A 15,882-nucleotide genomic window follows, 5' to 3' on the forward strand; every position below is an offset into this window, starting at 1 on the left:
GTTGCGGAAGATGGTTTGTCATGCTTATGCTGGTTGCAAGCCTTGCCGCGTGAGAGGGCGCTGCCAACAGTCAAGCGCTATGCCTGGCGACAAAGGTCTAGGACAAAGGATCTTGGTATTACTGAAATCAATGCGCGCTCATGGGCAGGGCTTGAATGCTACTGCATCGCACTCCTTGTGGCCGATGATGCGGTGCGCTTGTGCAACTTCGCGCCGGGATAGTCCCGGCGACGGCCGTCATTGTCGGTCCAGACTGACATCCTTATTCTGATCATCGAAGGAGTTAGAGCCGATGAACACCCCCCTGATCACTCGACAGGACCACAACGGCGTTGCTCTCGTCACCATCGATAACCCGCCAGTAAACGCACTTGGTCAGACAGCTCGCCAACAGTTGTGCGCCATGATCGCCAGGCTGGATCAGGATGATAACATCCGCGCAGTCGTCCTGACCGGGCAGGGTAAGGTCTTCGTCGGTGGTGCGGATATCAGCGAATTCGATCGTCCACCTGAAGCACCACATCTCCCGGATGCCATCTCTGCTATCGAGGCTTCGCGCAAGCCTTGGGTGGCCGCGATCAACGGTGCGGCGCTCGGCGGCGGCGCCGAACTGGCGCTTGGCTGTCATTACCGCATCCTTGCGAATAGCGCGCGCATCGCACTGCCAGAAACAAAGCTCGGCATCATCCCCGGCGCGGGCGGCACACAACGTCTGCCCCGATTGATCGGCAATGCTCTTGCCACCGATGTCATTACTAATGGGCGGGAAATCGCTGCGGCTGAGTCATTGGATATTGGCTTTGCCGATCGAGCCGCGGCCGGCGATTTAATCGAAGAGGCACTGGACTTCGCGCAGCAGATTGCCTCAAAGCCGCTACCGGTGCCTGCAGCCGAAAGACCCCTTGCCGATCCAGGAGCGCACTTCTGGAACACGGCTCTTAAACGGATCACCAAAGCGGCACGCGGAAATCCCGCGCCTGCCGCTGCTTTGTCCGCCATTCGAACAGGCACAACCTCCGGCTTTGCCGCTGGAATGGCACAAGAACGTGAGACGTTTCTGTCGCTGCGCGGCTCCGAAGAAGCTGCAGCGCTGCGCTATCTCTTTTTCGCGGAGCGGGCTGCCCTGCGGCCTTCCAGCCTGCGCGGAGAAACATCCTCGTCCTTGAGACATATCGGCGTGGTAGGCGGTGGTACCATGGGCAGCGGCATTGCCGCAGCCCTCGCCAGCGCGGGTCTGCACGTGGAGCTTGCCGAAACAAGCCGCGACGCACTCCAAGCCGGCATGGCGCGGGTCGAAGGGATCTTCGCTGCTCAGGTAAAGCGTGGCTTATGTGATGAGGTGGAGGCCGCCGATCGCCTCGTCCGGGTCAGGGGAAGGGTTGGCTGTCAAGCCATGGCCCGCTGTGACATGGTGATCGAGGCAGTGTTCGAGGACCGCGGCATCAAACGCGCTGTGTTTGAAGAACTGGTCGGTATCTGCTCTCCCGATATGATAATCGCGACAAACACGTCATACCTTGATCCCGACACCCTCGTGAGGGACTTACCAGGACAGGATCGCTTCATCGCACTGCACTTTTTCAGCCCGGCCCACGTGATGAAACTCCTGGAGATCGTGCCTTTGAAAGGCAGCTCCACGCGTACTCTTGCCACCTGCTTTGCGCTGGCAGGTCGTCTGGGCAAGATCCCCGTTCAGGCTGGCAATTGCGAAGGCTTTATCGGGAACCGCATTGTGAAACGCCTCCGCGCCGGTGCCGAGGCCATGCTGCGCGACGGCCTTGGCCCGGAACAAATAGACAGAGCGATGCGAGATTATGGCTTCGGGATGGGCCCCTTCGAGACACAAGACATGGCCGGCCTCGACATCGCCTTTCGGGCCCGCGAGGCCGCACGTGCCTGCGGTGAAAATGTGCCGGAAATGCTTGGGGATATCCTCGTGCGGGCAGGACGCCTCGGCCAGAAAACCCGCGCAGGCTGGTATGATTACGCAGATGACGATCGTACTCCTCAGCCATCGGCAGAAGTGGCTAGGCTGCTCAAGCCGCTGACCGGAGTACCCCGGCCGCAAAGCAGCGCTGAAATCGCAACTCGACTCATTGCCATTATGGCCGACGAGGGACAGAAAATTTTAGATGAGGGCATTGCCAGGAACCCGGAGGATATAGACCTTGTAAAGGTGCATGGCTACGGCTTTCCACGCCACAAAGGTGGGCCAATGTTCCACACTGCCCGGCGGGCTGTTCCGCCGCTGCATGTGGATGGCGAGGCGGCCCACGTGATCGTCCCCGAGGTGTGACATGACCGAAGCCTATATCTGCGACTATATCCGCACACCCATCGGCCGCTTTGGCGGCGCGCTGTCCTCAGTGCGCGCCGACGATCTGGGCGCGATCCCGCTCAGGGCGCTGATGGCGCGTAATGGCAGCGTGGACTGGGCGGCCGTCGACGAGGTAATCTTCGGATGCGCCAACCAGGCGGGCGAGGACAACCGCAACGTTGCGCGCATGTCGTCACTGCTGGCGGGCCTGCCGGTCGAGGTACCGGGCACCACGATCAATCGGCTTTGTGGCTCGGGCATGGACGCGGTCCTCACCGCCGCCCGCGCCATCAAGGCGGGCGAGGCTGAGCTGATGATCGCAGGCGGTGTCGAGAGCATGTCGCGCGCGCCCTTCGTGATGCCCAAGGCGGAAAGCGCCTTCTCGCGCAACAACGCGGTCTATGACACCACCATCGGCTGGCGCTTCGTCAACCCGGCCATGGAGGCGCAGTACGGCGTCGACAGCATGCCGCAGACCGGGCAGAACGTGGCTGATGATTTCGGCATCAGCCGCGAGGCGCAGGACGCCATGGCATTGGCCAGTCAGACCAAGGCTGCTGCCGCGCGGGACCGTCTGGCCATCGAGATCACCCCGGTCAGCGTACCGCAGCGCAAGGGGGATCCTGTAATCGTGGCACAGGACGAACATCCTCGTGCGACGACTGCTGACGCGCTCGCTAAATTGAAGCCCTTGTTTCCCAATGGGTCGGTCACAGCCGGCAATGCCTCGGGCGTGAACGACGGGGCGGCGGCGCTGATCATCGCCTCGGAAGCCGCAGCGAAGCGTTACGGGCTGACCCCGATTGCCCGTGTTTTGGGCGGGGCCACAGCCGGTGTTCCGCCGCGCATCATGGGCTTCGGTCCGGCACCTGCCTCCAAGAAACTTCTGGCACAGCTTGGGCTGGCGCAGACCGACTTCGACGTGATCGAACTGAACGAGGCTTTCGCCAGCCAAGGCCTTGCCACACTGCGCGACCTGGGGATCGCTGATGACGACCCGCGCGTGAACCCGAACGGCGGGGCCATCGCGCTTGGCCATCCGCTCGGCATGTCAGGCGCACGGATAACCGGAACGGCGGCGCTGGAACTGCTCCGCAGCGGCGGCAAGCGATCGCTCTCGACCATGTGCATCGGCGTGGGACAGGGCATCGCCGTAGCGCTGGAACGGGTTTGATTGCTTGAAATAGACGAAAGAAAATATGGCCGCCTCTACCGGAGGCGGTCCTTGGCACATTTTGAGCGCCTGAAGGTAGAGGGTTACTCCACCGAACTCTCCCCGCTTATAGCCCACCAGTTTGAGACGTTTGCAATTTGTGCTAAGGGATGCATGTGTCCTTCAGCAGGGTGCTGACTGCGGTTGAAGCCGCCCGTCGGGCGATCTCCTCTTGGAGTTCCATAACACCCGTTAGGCGCCGGAGCCCATGTAGGTGGGCACATTCCATTCTGGAATGCATCACTCGATAGTTTCCTGAAGCTATTCAGGAGGATGTGATGAGGCGCCCTTTCACCAACCTGACGCTGGACGAACGCCGCGTGATTGCGCGTTTGTTGCAGGCCAAGGTGCCGAAGACGAAGATTGCGCAGATGCTCGGCCGCAGTCGCTCGACCATCACCCGCGAGGTCAAAAGGAACTGGTGGCATGACAAGGATGTCCCGCAGGCTGATGGCTACTGGCATGTGACGGCTCAGTCCCAGGCCGACCGCAGGCGTTCCCGCCGGCGCAAGCTCGAGCGTCTTCCGGACTTACGCGCCGAAGTGATCCACTGCCTTCAGGAAGGCTGGTCTCCCGAACAGATTGCAGGTCGGCTCAGGATCGAACCCGGTGCCCCGCACCGGCTCTGCCATGAGACAATCTACCAGTATGTCTATTCTGCCGAAGGCCAGTCAGCGCAATTGGCGCGCCTCCTGCCTGAGCGGCGCCGAAAGCGGAAGCCGCGCTATGCCCGCACGCCCCGCAACCGGGTTTTTCCTGCGGAAACAAGCATCCATAACCGGCCGTCCGAGATCAACGATCGCAGCCAGTTTGGGAATTGGGAATGAGCGGCGACCGTGGCCCCAGTGGGGCCGCGTAAGCGCCGCGAATGACTTGATGATCTTTGAGCGAACTCAAGGCGATGCCAATGTGGCGACGCTGGTCGAACGCAAGACCCGCTACACCGTTCTGCTGCGCAACAATGACCGGAAGTCTCGGCCCCTCATGAACCGTCTGATTCATGAGATGTCACCCCTGCCCGCCGAGGCGCGGCGCTCGATCACCTTTGACCGCGGCCTGGAGTTCGTGGCCTGGCGCGAGCTGGAGAGTGGCATGGGCACGAAGGCGTGGTTCTGCGATCCGCAGGCGCCTTGGCAAAAAGGCTCGGTCGAGAACATGAACAGGCGGCTCCGTCGCTACCTGCCCCGAGACACCGCTGTGTTGCAGCTGACGCCTCGTTCGATGAGAATGATGTGTCAGCGCCTGAACGCCACTCCCCGGAAGTGCCTGGGCTACCGGACACCCATCGAAGCGTTTCGAGATGAACTGATAAGACTGGAGGCACCATGACAAACCCTGCCCCGCAGGACTGGTGCATTCAGAATGGAGCCTGCAGCGCAGAGTAGAATTGTCGCGAACTGGCAAAGTTGATTTGTCGCCCTTGCCCTGCTGCCGGAGCCTTGCGCGCAGGATGTGACACAAGGGCATCGGCATGGGACTTCTCCTGATGAGCGAACGTGAGCTTCAGCGGATCGAGGTTTTGGCGCAGGTTTTGGACGGCAGCTTGCGCTCAGCGACAGCTGCCAGTCTGCTTGGCCTCAGTCAGCGGCAGGTGCAACGCTTGCTCGGCAAGGTGCGGGACGAAGGCGCCATGGCGGTACGCCACAAGCTGCGCGGCCGACCCTCGAACAACCGCATCGGCGCTCTCAAGCGCGACTACATCCTGTCCCTGATCCGCAGCGACTATCCCGACTTCGGGCCGACGCTGGCGGCCGAGAAGCTGGCCGAGCGGCATGGCATCCGCATCTCGTCGGAGAGCCTGCGGCAATGGATGATGGCGGGCGGGCTTTGGCACAGCCGTGCGCAGCGGCGCCGTGTTCACCAGCCCCGGCTGCGCCGGCAAGCTCTTGGCGAGTTGATCCAGATCAAGGGCTCGGATCATCGCTGGTTTGAGGATCGCGGCCCGGCCTGCACGCTGCTGGTGTTCATCGATGATGCCACCGGCAAGCTGATGCAGATGCGCTTTGTCCCGTCGGAGACCACCGAAGCTTACTTCGCGGCTTTGGAGGGCTACCTGGCGGAGCACGGCCGCCCGGTTGCCTTCTACTCCGACAAGCACAGCATCTTTCGCATCAACCGTCCCGAGGTCCGCAACGGGCATGCCATGACGCAGTTCGGCCGCGCTCTGGCGGAACTGAACATCGAGATCCTGTGTGCCAATTCCTCGCAGGCCAAGGGCCGCGTCGAACGAGCCAACCGCACCCTGCAGGATCGTCTGGTCAAGGAACTGCGCCTTGCGGGCATCTCTGACATGGAAGCCGCCAACGCCTTCCTTCCCGGCTTCATGGCACGCCACAATGAGCGTTTTGCCTATACTCCTGCCCACTCGGATGACCAGCACCGGCCGCTGAATGTGCCGGCATCGCGGCTCCGCGAGATCCTCTGCATCCGCGATCAGCGCCGGCTCAGCGGCAACCTGGTGATCCATTACGAGCGCAGGAAGTTCATTCTGAATGACAGCGAGCACGCCCGCAGCGCCATCGGCCAGTATGTCGAGACCTACGCCTATCCAGACCGGCCGCTCGAGATCCGCTGGAAGGGCTTTTTGCTGCCCTACCGGGTGTTTGACCCTAGCCAGCAGCGGGTGACCCACGCCAGCATCACCGAGAACAAGCGATTGGCTGAGGTGCTGTCCTACATCATGATCCAGCAACAGACCAACCCGCCGCAGGTCGGACCCGTGGGCAAGCAGCGAGATTACTACACCCCGACCGGCAAGCGCGGTCGTGGTCGAAAGAGCTGGCTCGACAAACGCGCCGAACGACGCGCGGCAGAAGCTCAGGCTGCGCAGGTCTTGCAACGACCTGTACAATGACGACGGGCCCACATGCCCTCAGCCACGATAGCCGAAGCCTGCAAACGGCGCGCTGTCGCCGGCCCCGTCCCTACGGCCCTTGTGCTGGAGAGCGGGCCGGGGCCGGATTATCGCTCTAAGCCCCAGGCGACATTTCTAAATGGCTCACAAGGCGATATTTTTACTTGGTGACAACAGCCCATGGAAGATTGGCAGAGGGCGGGGCAGGGCGTGACAGGGGGATGTTTTAGTTCTTAGCAAACCCCCTCTACATTCGTAAGGGTACGTTCGTTTTGAGACCGAAATGGCTTTCACTCAAAGGACGCGTGGAATCCACATGCTGCGCAATAGCAGAAGCAGAAGCAGAAGCAGAAGCAGGGTTCTGACAAATCCACCTCAGGCAAGTGTGAGTTTTTTACGCGCGCCGATCTAAAGCGACAGTTGTAGGGTGCTGGCTCCAAACTGAAGAGCCATCATGAAATCCATCATTACCGTCGACGACTTGCGGCACCGAGCCAAGAAGCATTTGCCGAGAATTTTGTTCGACTGGATCGAGGGGGGCGCCGGTGACGAAGCTGCTTTGAGGGACAACGAGGATGCTATTTCGCGCGTGCGTTTCCTGCCGCGCTACATGATCGATGTTACACAGCGCAGCCAGAGCAAGACTCTGTTTGGCCGAACCTATGACAGTCCTTTCGGGATTGCCCCCACGGGTTACGCGGGCGTGTTTCGACCCCGAGCCGATACAATCCTTGCGGGAGCAGCCAAGCGGGCCAATCTTCCCTTCATCCTGTCCGGAACAAGTGTCGACTCAATCGAGACGGTCATGGAGGCGGCTCCAGAACATGCCTGGTACCAACTCTATGGCGCGGCCGACCCGCAGATTACGACAGACATGATCCGTCGCGCCGATCGCGCCGGATGTGCAGCGCTGGTCATTACCATCGATATCCCAGTGGCAGCGCGGCGTGAGCGGGACCTTCGGAACGGCTTTGCAATTCCGTTGGCACTGACGCCAAGGCTTCTGCTCGATGGCATGATGCATCCCGCATGGGCAGTACGCTACCTTGCCAATGGTGGGATGCCCGTCATGGAGAACTGGAGGCCATACGCTCCTTCAGGCGCGAATGCCATGCAGGTTGCACAGTTTGCCAATACGCATTCCTATTGCGTCCAGACGTGGGACCATCTGAAGCTGTTTCGTGACCTGTGGCCGCGCAAGCTGGTGGTAAAGGGCGTATCCCATCCTGAAGATGCGGCCATTGCCGTAGAATTGGGTGCGGACGGCATCATCGCTTCGAACCATGGCGGTAGGCAAAGTGACCGACTTGCTGCAATTCCAGACCTGATCCCGCTTTTGCGTGATGCGGTGGGTGCAAAGTTTCCGCTGATGATCGATGGCGGCATTCGCCGTGGCACGGATGTACTGGCAGCCCTGTGTCTTGGCGCGGATTTCGTCTTCGCGGGACGAGCCCCTCTCTACGGTGCAGTGGCCGGCGGCGAAAAAGGAGCAGACCGAGCACTGGAGATCCTTCGGGACGAGCTCGACGCGATCATGGGCCAGATCGGCTGCCTTTCACTAGAGAGCACCGATTTGCAGCGCTTTGTCCTTGCCCGGTAGGCGTCATGTGATGTGGCGACTTGCTTTCAGATGACGTGTCGTATCGCTGTCCAAGGCTGCGTCTTCTGCCTGACGCATCGCGATGAACCAATCTCGGACCGCCTTCGCTCTCGGAGAAAGATCGCGCTCGCTCCGATGCACGACCCAGAAGTGCTCCCCTGAATCCACCGCCACATCCAGGGCGCGCACAAGCGACCCGGATTTTATCAACTCATCGGTCGAATGCTGCCAGCCGAGCGCAATACCTGCTCCAGTCAGAGCCGCCTGCATGACCAGGATATAGTTGTTGTAGGTCACGCCCGTCTGCCCTGAGCCAGGCTCGACGCCGAAAAAGCCCAAGAAATCATTCCAGACGATGCCTTCGTGATAGTTCGCGTCGAGGTGAAGAAGCGGATGGCCCAGCAAATCCTGGGCCAAGCGAATGGGACCATGCTTCTCGAGATAGGAGGGACTGCAGACAGGGGTGATGATCTCTCGGGCAAACTTGCGCGTTTCGTGACCGGACCAGTCCACGCGCCCATTAGTGATGGCAAACGACGCCCCATCAGCGGGCAACTGGAGATTGCGATCGGAATTATAGAGCTGCATCTCGATCCGGGTCGTCTCGTCCGGATACTGGTTCAAGCGCGGCAGGAACCAGTAACTTCCGGCGGCGATCGGCGCATAGACCTTGATGACAGTCGAGGTCAAAGAGGCGCGCAACTCCTCGACCGTGTCCTCGACATGGTTCAAGCCAGAGGTGATGCTGTCGCGGAGCTTCAAGCCCTCGGAATTCAGGATCAACTGACGGTGCCGGCGATGAAACAGCGGCAGGCCCAGACCTTGCTCCAACTGCCTGATGGCGTGGCTCACGGCGGCAGGCGTGACGTTGAGTTCCTCGGCCGCCTTGGTGAAGCTCTCAAGACGCGCTGCCGCGTCAAAGACGTAAAGCAGGTTACCCGAGGGGATGTAGCGGCGCAGCTTACGCATGAGCCAGTTTTGTCGTAATACAAGATTTTTTAGCGTTCATAGGCGCAAAAGCTACAGATAGTCTGCCCTCAAGGGAAACCTAAATTATAACAGGAATGACAGGGAATGAGCTTGAGCTCCGACGCGGTCGCGTCGCCTGAAGCGCTGCATGTCGAAGGCATCCGCAAGTCCTTCGGATCACACGAAGTCCTCAAGGGGATCGATCTTACAGCACTTCAAGGGGATGTCGTCGCGATCATTGGCGGCAGCGGATCAGGAAAATCCACCTTCTTGCGCTGTCTCAACTTTCTGGAACATCCGTCAGCGGGCACTGTCCGTATCAATGGTGAAGATATTTCCTTGAAGCCGGATGGGCACGGCAATCTCGCCCCGAGTTCGGGCGCGCAAATCCGGCGTATCCGTAGTCGGCTGGCAATGGTGTTCCAAAGCTTCAACCTTTGGACCCATATGACATTGCTGGAGAATGTCATCGAGGCGCCGGTCCGTGTTCTGGGCTTAGAGCGCAAGGAGGCAGTCTTGCAGGCCGAGGATCTGCTGAACCGCGTCGGCCTCGGTCACAAGATCCACGAGTATCCTTCCTTCCTGTCAGGCGGGCAGCAGCAGCGCGCCGCCATAGCGCGGGCGTTGGCTGTGAATCCCTATGCAATGTTGTTCGACGAACCGACTTCTGCGCTCGATCCGGAACTTGTGGGCGAAGTGTTGAAGGTGATCACAGCGCTTGCAGAAGAGGGGCGCACCATGGTGCTGGTGACCCACGAGATGGCTTTCGCGCGCGAGGTCGCCAGCAAGGTCGTGTTCCTGCACAACGGCAGGATTGAGGAGCAAGGGGCGCCTGCCGAGCTTTTTGGCAACCCCCAATCTGAACGGCTGGCACGGTTCCTCGGCAATTTCCAATAATAGCAACCATAAGGGAGTGAAGAATGAAAACGATGATTGCTGCGCTGTCGCTGGCGGCAACGCTGTTTGGCGCAAATGCCCAGGCTGAAACGCTAAAGGTCGGCTTCTCGCCCGAAGCCTATCCGCCCTTCTGGGTACCCTCGCCCGGCGGCGAATGGACGGGATGGGAGCCTGAGTTCATCGATGCCTTGTGCGCGGAGGCAAAATACGACTGCGAACTGGTTCCAGTCGCCTGGGAGGGCATCATTCCAGCGCTGCTCGGCGGAAAGATCGATGTGATCCTGAACTCGCTGAGGATCAACGACGAACGGCGCAAGGTCATCGACTTTTCGGACAAGTATTATGAGGTTGTGACTGAAGTCGTCGCTGCCAAGGAGGCTGATCTGGGTATCGAGCCTTCCGATATGGCCGGCAAGATCATCGGCGTCCAGGTTTCCACCGGATATCAGACTTATGCGCAGAAGAACTATGCTTCGGACGCTGCCGAGATCCGCGGCTATGCTTCGCAGGACGAGGCCTACCAGGACCTTGCGGCCGGCCGCATCGACGTGGTTCTGGATGGCAGCATCGCCATGAACGAGTTCCTCAAGACCTCGGCGGGCGCCTGCTGCGAGTCCAAGGGCGTGCTGCCTCGTGATGTCGAGACGCTGGGAGAGGGTTACGGCGCAGGACTTCGCAAAGATGAAACCGAAGTCAAGGAACGCCTGAACTCAGCGATTGCGGCTCTGCGCGAGAATGGCACTTACGACACGATCACGGCGAAATACTTCGACCATGACATCTATGGCGATGCGCAGTGAGGTAAGCTGTCCACGATGTCTTCCCTGAACATCCTGGGCCTGAATCTGGAGCTTCTCCTCAACGAGGGTTGGGGAGAGGCGCTGCTGATCGGGCTGTATCGTTCCCTGACCATTGCCTTCGGCGCTTTTGCCCTGGGGCTGGTAATCGGCATCTTTGCCAGTGTCGGCAAGCTCTACGGCAACGCCATCGTCAAACAGCTGCTCGAACTTTACACGACCATCGTGCGCTCCGTGCCCGAGCTTGTGCTGATCTTGATTGTCTACTTCGTCGGTGCCGATCTGGTGAATGCGGTCGCTGGACTGCTGGGCTACTCCTACGTCGAGATCAACGGCGCTGCTGCAGGTGTTTTCGTCCTCGGATTTGTTCAGGGTGCCTATTCAACCGAAGTGATCCGCGGAGCGATCCTGTCCGTTCCCGTGGGCCAGATCGAGGCAGGGCGTGCCTTTGGCATGACAGGCGCTGCAGTGCTGCGGCGCATTACGCTGCCTGCCATGCTGCCTGCTGCGTTGCCGGGACTTTCCAACCTTTGGCTGATCGCCATGAAGGATACCGCACTTCTGGCCGTGCTGGGCTTTGGCGAACTGACCCAGGTAACGCGACAGGCGGCAGGATCGACCAAGGAATACTTCACGTTCTTCCTGGCCGCGGGCTGCCTTTATCTGATCGCGTCGCTGATTTCCAATGTCGTCTCGCGCCGGCTTGAGGTCTGGGCGCGGCGCGGATTGCCACAGGATATTCGCGCATGACCGACGCCGCAAAACCGGCCCTGCAACCTGTTTCCGTTCTCGCGCCAACCAAGGCGCCGGCACTGGGCCGCTGGGGCTGGATTATCCTCGGAGCCTTTGCAGTTTATGCTGCGACGACGATGCGGTGGGATTGGCTGCTTGATTATTATCCCAAGCTGCTCTGGGGCCTGCTTGCAACACTACTGCTGCTGGTCGTGACGACGGCGCTAGGGCTGGCTGCTGCAATCCCCCTGGGTTTTGTCCAGGTGGTCGGTCCGCGTTGGTTGAGCGTTCCGGCCCGGACATTCTGCAGCATCATCCGCGGCACGCCGCTGCTGTTGCAGCTCTGGTTGCTTTACTATGGCCTGGGCTCTGTCTTTGCCGCAAATCCTGAAATCAGGGACTCGGCGCTTTGGCCGCTGTTGCGGCAGGCATGGCCCTATGCTGTGATTGCCCTGACGGTATCCTATGCCGCTTACGAGGGTGAGGTTTTTCGAGGGGCCTTCGCAGGGGTGGCCAAAGGCCAGCTGGAAGCCGCCCAGTCCTTCGGCATGTCCCGCTGGCATATCTTTCGCCGTATCTGGTTGCCGCAAGCCTTCAACCGGGCGCTGCCGACGCTGGTTGGCGAAACGATCCTGCAACTGAAGGCGACGCCTCTGGTTGCGACGATCACCGTCATGGATGTGTATTCGGTCGCAGCACAGGTGCGGCAAGCGACCTACCTGACCTATGAACCGCTGATCCTCATTTCGGTTATCTATGTGCTGTTTGCCTTGCTGATCCAACGGGCTTTTGCAGCATTCTCCACCACTCGTTACATGAGGAGCCCGCGTTGAGCGTCGAGCCGTTCCTTTCCACGAACAAGAGCCTTTCCCTGGCAATGATGCTGCGAGCGCGCCTGCTTCGCCAGGAGGTCATAGCCGGCGCCTGGTGCACGGTTCCCCACCCCAGCGTGATCGAGCTAATGGCCCGCCTGGACTTCGGCTTCCTGCTGCTGGACAGCGAACATTCATCCATGGACACAACCGATCTTTGCACATTGCTGCCGGCCACCGAACTGCATGATGCACCCACAATCTTCCGCCCTCGGTCGCATTCCGCGGGCGAGATGAAGGCTGCGCTGGATGCAGGTGTGTCGGGGATCATGGTTCCGATGATTGACACCGCCGAGGCAGCGCAAGCGGTGATAGATGTTTGCCGATACGCCCCGCTTGGATGCCGTGGTATCGGGCCATGGCGGGCATCGGGCTATTACGACGATTTCCTAGACTATACGGCGAAGGCAAACGACGCGACAACGCTGATCTTGCAGATTGAAAGCGCAACGGGGCTGGAGAATGTCGAGCGCATTGCTGCCGTCCCAGGATTCGAAGCGCTCTATGTCGGCCCGGCCGACCTTGCCAGTTCGCTCCGATTGCCGATCGGAGAGCGAGGCGAAGAGATGCGTTCTGCCTTGTGTCGGGTGGCAAAGGCTGCACGCGATCAAGGCAAGGTGGCAGGGATCGACGTGAACTCACCTTCCGACTTGCCCGAACTGGTCGCAATGGGTTTTACGCTGTTCACCATCGGATCGGACGCGGGATTCATCCAGACCAGTGGACGCGATTTGACTCGCGAACTGTCGACGCACCTGAGCCCGGTGATGGCATGAATGCACTGACATCGCTGGCAGATATCGTCGGCTCCCGGCACCTGATTGAGGCCGAAGCCCTGCGCGAGCGTCCGCAGGACTTCTGGAACAACGTTCCCACACGCGCGCTGGCTCTGGTCCGGCCGGCGTCGGTAGAAGAAGTCTCGGCCGTTCTGGCGTGGTGCAACCGCAATGGTTCTCCCGTCGTGCCCGAGGGCGGGCGCACCAACCTGATACAAGGAACAGCCGCTTCACCTGAAGCGGTCCTTCTTTCGACCGAACGCCTGAACCAGTTCGATGCCCCCGATCTTGGCGCGATGACGGTGCAGGCGGGTTCCGGCGTGGTCTTGCAGGCGTTGCAGGAAAGCTGTCACGCCGCAGGCTTGCGCTTCGGGCTGGACTTTGGGGCACGCGGCAGTGCAACGCTCGGCGGTGCGCTTTCAACCAACGCGGGCGGCTTTCAGGCGCTGCGTTATGGCGTGGCACGCGATCAGGTGCGAGGACTTGAGGTGGTGCTCGCTGACGGCACCGTGCTGTCGCACCTGACGCCCTACGCCAAGGACAATACGGGTTACGACCTTAAGCATCTCTTTATCGGCTCAGAGGGCACGTTGGGCGTGATCACCCGCGCCATCTTGCGTCTGCATCCCGCGCCGGTCACGGCGAATACGGCGCTGTTGTCTTTCACGGACTTCGACGCGGTGACCCGCACCTTATCGCGACTGCGGCGCGATCTGCAGGGCACGCTCTCAAGCTTCGAGATCATGTGGCGGGAGTTCTTCGAGTTCAACGTTGACGCACTCTGCGGTGGGCGCAGCCCTCTCTCGGAAAGCTGCCCGTTCTATGTCCTGTGCGAGGCGGAGGGTTTCGCTCCCGATATGGACGATGCTCGCTTCGAAGCAGTGATCATGCAGGCCCTGGACGCTGGCGACGTCAAGGATGCGGTGATCGCCCAGTCCGCACGACAGCGAGATGAACTCTGGCGCATCCGCGAAGACTTCGAAGCGGAACAGGAACTGTTCAGGGTCATGATCGACTTTGACATATCGCTCCCCCTGTCCGCGATGGACGCCTTCTCCCGCGAAGTGGATGAAGCCTTGAACACGCATATCCCAGAGTTCCTGGGCCTGCATATCCTTGGCCATCTGGGCGACGGGAACCTGCACGTCACAACGGGATTGCCTACGCCGGAACGCTCGGATGATCTCAAGGCCTTGGTCTACGGGTTGATCGCGAAGCACGGCGGCTCGATCTCGGCCGAACATGGGATCGGCCTCAACAAGCGCGATTACCTCGGCTATTCCCGTTCTCCTGAGGAAATCGCAACCATGCGGCTGTTGAAGAAGGCGCTAGATCCAAAAAATACCCTGAACCCCGGGAAAATCCTCCAATGAGCCATCTCGTTCAGCCCGCGGCCAGTCTTTATATCGGCGGCCGTCCGGTCGAGGGGCAGGGCGCAATGCTGGCGGTGCATTACCCTTATACCGGTGAGGTGATCGCCACTCTGCATGAGGCCAGCCTTGAGCAGGTGGCCATTGCGACTGCCACTGCTGCCAGTGCGCAGCCTGCATGGGCCGCGTTGCGCCCGGTAGAACGAGGGCGCATCCTGCTGCGTGCGGCCATGATCATCCGCGATCGTGGTGAGGAGTTGGCGCGTCTGGAGACGTTGGACACGGGCAAGCCCATTCAGGAGACGCGGGTGGCTGATTGGCCGTCAGGCGCGGATGCACTGGAATACTTCGCGGGTCTTGCGGCGACGATCACCGGCCAGACGATCCCTCTGGGAGGCGATTTCGTTTATACGATCCGCGAAGCCCTTGGCGTCTGCGCGGGCATCGGCGCGTGGAACTATCCCAGTCAGATCGCCTGCTGGAAGGCGGCACCCGCATTGATCATGGGCAATGCCATGGTCTTCAAACCCAGCGAGGAAACGCCGCTGGGTGCACTGAAGTTGGCCGAGATATTCACCGAGGCCGGACTTCCGGCCGGCATCTTCAACGTCGTGCAGGGCCGTGGCGCGGTAGGAGCAGCGCTGGTCACCGATCCGCGTGTGGCCAAGGTGTCGCTGACGGGATCGGTTGCGACGGGGCAAAAGGTCTATGCTGCAGCCGCCGAGGGCATGCGGCACGTCACCATGGAACTGGGCGGCAAGTCGCCATTGATTATCTTTGACGATGCCAGGCTTGAGGATGCCGTTGGCGCTGCAATCCTCGGAAATTTCTATTCCTCGGGGCAGGTCTGCTCCAATGGCACTCGGGTCTTTGTCCAGCAGGGCATTCTGCCTCGTTTCCTCGAGCGGCTTTCCGCACGACTAACGCACGTCAAAATGGGCGACCCACTCGACGAAGCGACGCAGCATGGTCCCATTGTCAGCCCGGCGCAGGTCAGCAAGATCCGTGCCGCTATTGAACGGGGTCAAGCAGAAGGCGCGCAGCTCGTCTGCGGCGGCGTGGGCGAAGGGTCGTTCGTGCCGCCGACGGTCTTTGCTGATGCCACAGACGATATGTTTATTGCACGCGAGGAAATCTTCGGGCCGGTGATGACAGTGCTGTCCTTTACTGCCGAGGACGAGGTTTTGGCTCGTGCCAATGCTACCCCTTACGGTTTGGCGGCAGGGGTCTTTACCGCTGATCTCGCCCGAGCCCATCGAGTCGTGGCGGCTTTGCAGGTGGGTACGACCTGGATCAACGCCTATAACCAGACGCCTGTCGAAGCACCTTTCGGCGGCAGCAAGCTATCGGGAGTAGGGCGGGAGAACTCCGCAGCCGCGATCGATCATTATTCTCAATTGAAGTCAGTCTATGTTGGCATGGGGAGCGTTGATGCACCTTATTGAGGTGCGGAGAGCAATAGCACATTCTTGACGACGAGGGTGC

12 protein-coding genes and 1 pseudogene are annotated in these 15,882 nt (G+C 60.4%); 12 read left to right on the forward strand and 1 reads right to left on the reverse strand.

Annotated features, from left to right (window positions below):
- Positions 1–292: 292 nt before the first annotated feature.
- The 5 genes and pseudogenes from IE224_RS15180 to IE224_RS15200 all read left to right on the forward strand — a co-directional run bounded on the left by IE224_RS15180 (position 293) and on the right by IE224_RS15200 (position 7,984).
- The gene (locus tag IE224_RS15180; protein ID WP_191311569.1) at positions 293–2,296 is read left to right on the forward strand and encodes a 3-hydroxyacyl-CoA dehydrogenase NAD-binding domain-containing protein; all 2,004 of its coding nucleotides are present in this window, start codon (positions 293–295) and stop codon (positions 2,294–2,296) included.
- A gap of 1 nt (position 2,297) precedes the next feature.
- On the forward strand, positions 2,298–3,491 hold the full coding sequence (gene pcaF / locus IE224_RS15185) for a 3-oxoadipyl-CoA thiolase (RefSeq protein ID WP_191311571.1): 1,194 nt from the start codon (positions 2,298–2,300) through the stop codon (positions 3,489–3,491).
- A gap of 317 nt (positions 3,492–3,808) precedes the next feature.
- A pseudogene (locus IE224_RS15190) lies at positions 3,809–4,859 on the forward strand (IS30 family transposase).
- A 142-nt stretch (positions 4,860–5,001) separates the two neighbouring features.
- On the forward strand, positions 5,002–6,384 hold the full coding sequence (locus tag IE224_RS15195; RefSeq protein WP_191311572.1) for an ISNCY family transposase: 1,383 nt from the start codon (positions 5,002–5,004) through the stop codon (positions 6,382–6,384).
- Positions 6,385–6,838: 454 nt separating this feature from the next.
- On the forward strand, positions 6,839–7,984 hold the full coding sequence (locus IE224_RS15200) for an alpha-hydroxy acid oxidase (RefSeq protein ID WP_191311574.1): 1,146 nt from the start codon (positions 6,839–6,841) through the stop codon (positions 7,982–7,984).
- 3 nt (positions 7,985–7,987) lie between these two features.
- Here the strand turns inward: IE224_RS15200 and IE224_RS15205 are convergent, their stop codons facing one another.
- On the reverse strand, positions 7,988–8,953 hold the full coding sequence (locus tag IE224_RS15205) for a LysR substrate-binding domain-containing protein (RefSeq protein ID WP_191311576.1): 966 nt from the start codon (positions 8,951–8,953) through the stop codon (positions 7,988–7,990).
- 105 nt (positions 8,954–9,058) lie between these two features.
- Here IE224_RS15205 and IE224_RS15210 point away from each other — a divergent pair, with 105 nt between their 5' ends.
- The 7 genes from IE224_RS15210 to betB are packed head-to-tail and all read left to right on the forward strand — an operon-like array spanning position 9,059 to position 15,842.
- Positions 9,059–9,850 (forward strand): ABC transporter ATP-binding protein, encoded by a 792-nt coding sequence (locus IE224_RS15210; protein ID WP_191311578.1) that lies wholly within the window; start codon positions 9,059–9,061, stop codon positions 9,848–9,850.
- 23 nt (positions 9,851–9,873) lie between these two features.
- On the forward strand, positions 9,874–10,650 hold the full coding sequence (locus IE224_RS15215) for a transporter substrate-binding domain-containing protein (protein ID WP_191311580.1): 777 nt from the start codon (positions 9,874–9,876) through the stop codon (positions 10,648–10,650).
- 15 nt (positions 10,651–10,665) lie between these two features.
- Complete coding sequence (locus IE224_RS15220; RefSeq protein WP_191311582.1) at positions 10,666–11,397, forward strand: ABC transporter permease; 732 nt, start codon at positions 10,666–10,668, stop codon at positions 11,395–11,397.
- Positions 11,394–12,212 carry an ABC transporter permease subunit gene (locus IE224_RS15225; protein ID WP_191311584.1) on the forward strand — a complete coding sequence of 273 codons (819 nt, stop codon included), beginning with the start codon at positions 11,394–11,396 and terminating at the stop codon, positions 12,210–12,212. Before IE224_RS15220 ends, IE224_RS15225 begins: the two co-directional genes overlap by 4 nt.
- Positions 12,209–13,027 (forward strand): HpcH/HpaI aldolase family protein, encoded by an 819-nt coding sequence (locus IE224_RS15230; RefSeq protein ID WP_191311586.1) that lies wholly within the window; start codon positions 12,209–12,211, stop codon positions 13,025–13,027. The genes IE224_RS15225 and IE224_RS15230 overlap by 4 nt, the downstream gene beginning before the upstream one ends.
- A complete protein-coding gene (locus tag IE224_RS15235) occupies positions 13,024–14,400 on the forward strand; it encodes an FAD-binding oxidoreductase (protein ID WP_191311588.1) in 1,377 nt (458 codons plus the stop codon). Before IE224_RS15230 ends, IE224_RS15235 begins: the two co-directional genes overlap by 4 nt.
- On the forward strand, positions 14,397–15,842 hold the full coding sequence (betB, locus tag IE224_RS15240; protein ID WP_191311590.1) for a betaine-aldehyde dehydrogenase: 1,446 nt from the start codon (positions 14,397–14,399) through the stop codon (positions 15,840–15,842). Before IE224_RS15235 ends, betB begins: the two co-directional genes overlap by 4 nt.
- Positions 15,843–15,882 lie beyond the last annotated feature (40 nt).

Source organism: Paracoccus aerius (assembly GCF_014656455.1).
In the GTDB taxonomy this organism is placed as follows: Bacteria; Pseudomonadota; Alphaproteobacteria; order Rhodobacterales; family Rhodobacteraceae; genus Paracoccus; species Paracoccus aerius.

What these genes read in the sequence shown, in the direction of transcription:
- IE224_RS15180 (WP_191311569.1), top strand. Translation starts at nt 293, where the DNA reads ATGAACACCCCCCTGATCACTCGACAGGACCACAACGGCGTTGCTCTC.
- pcaF (WP_191311571.1), top strand. Translation starts at nt 2,298, where the DNA reads ATGACCGAAGCCTATATCTGCGACTATATCCGCACACCCATCGGCCGC.
- IE224_RS15195 (WP_191311572.1), top strand. Translation starts at nt 5,002, where the DNA reads ATGGGACTTCTCCTGATGAGCGAACGTGAGCTTCAGCGGATCGAGGTT.
- IE224_RS15200 (WP_191311574.1), top strand. Translation starts at nt 6,839, where the DNA reads ATGAAATCCATCATTACCGTCGACGACTTGCGGCACCGAGCCAAGAAG.
- IE224_RS15205 (WP_191311576.1), bottom strand. Translation starts at nt 8,953, where the DNA reads ATGCGTAAGCTGCGCCGCTACATCCCCTCGGGTAACCTGCTTTACGTC.
- IE224_RS15210 (WP_191311578.1), top strand. Translation starts at nt 9,059, where the DNA reads ATGAGCTTGAGCTCCGACGCGGTCGCGTCGCCTGAAGCGCTGCATGTC.
- IE224_RS15215 (WP_191311580.1), top strand. Translation starts at nt 9,874, where the DNA reads ATGAAAACGATGATTGCTGCGCTGTCGCTGGCGGCAACGCTGTTTGGC.
- IE224_RS15220 (WP_191311582.1), top strand. Translation starts at nt 10,666, where the DNA reads ATGTCTTCCCTGAACATCCTGGGCCTGAATCTGGAGCTTCTCCTCAAC.
- IE224_RS15225 (WP_191311584.1), top strand. Translation starts at nt 11,394, where the DNA reads ATGACCGACGCCGCAAAACCGGCCCTGCAACCTGTTTCCGTTCTCGCG.
- IE224_RS15235 (WP_191311588.1), top strand. Translation starts at nt 13,024, where the DNA reads ATGAATGCACTGACATCGCTGGCAGATATCGTCGGCTCCCGGCACCTG.
- betB (WP_191311590.1), top strand. Translation starts at nt 14,397, where the DNA reads ATGAGCCATCTCGTTCAGCCCGCGGCCAGTCTTTATATCGGCGGCCGT.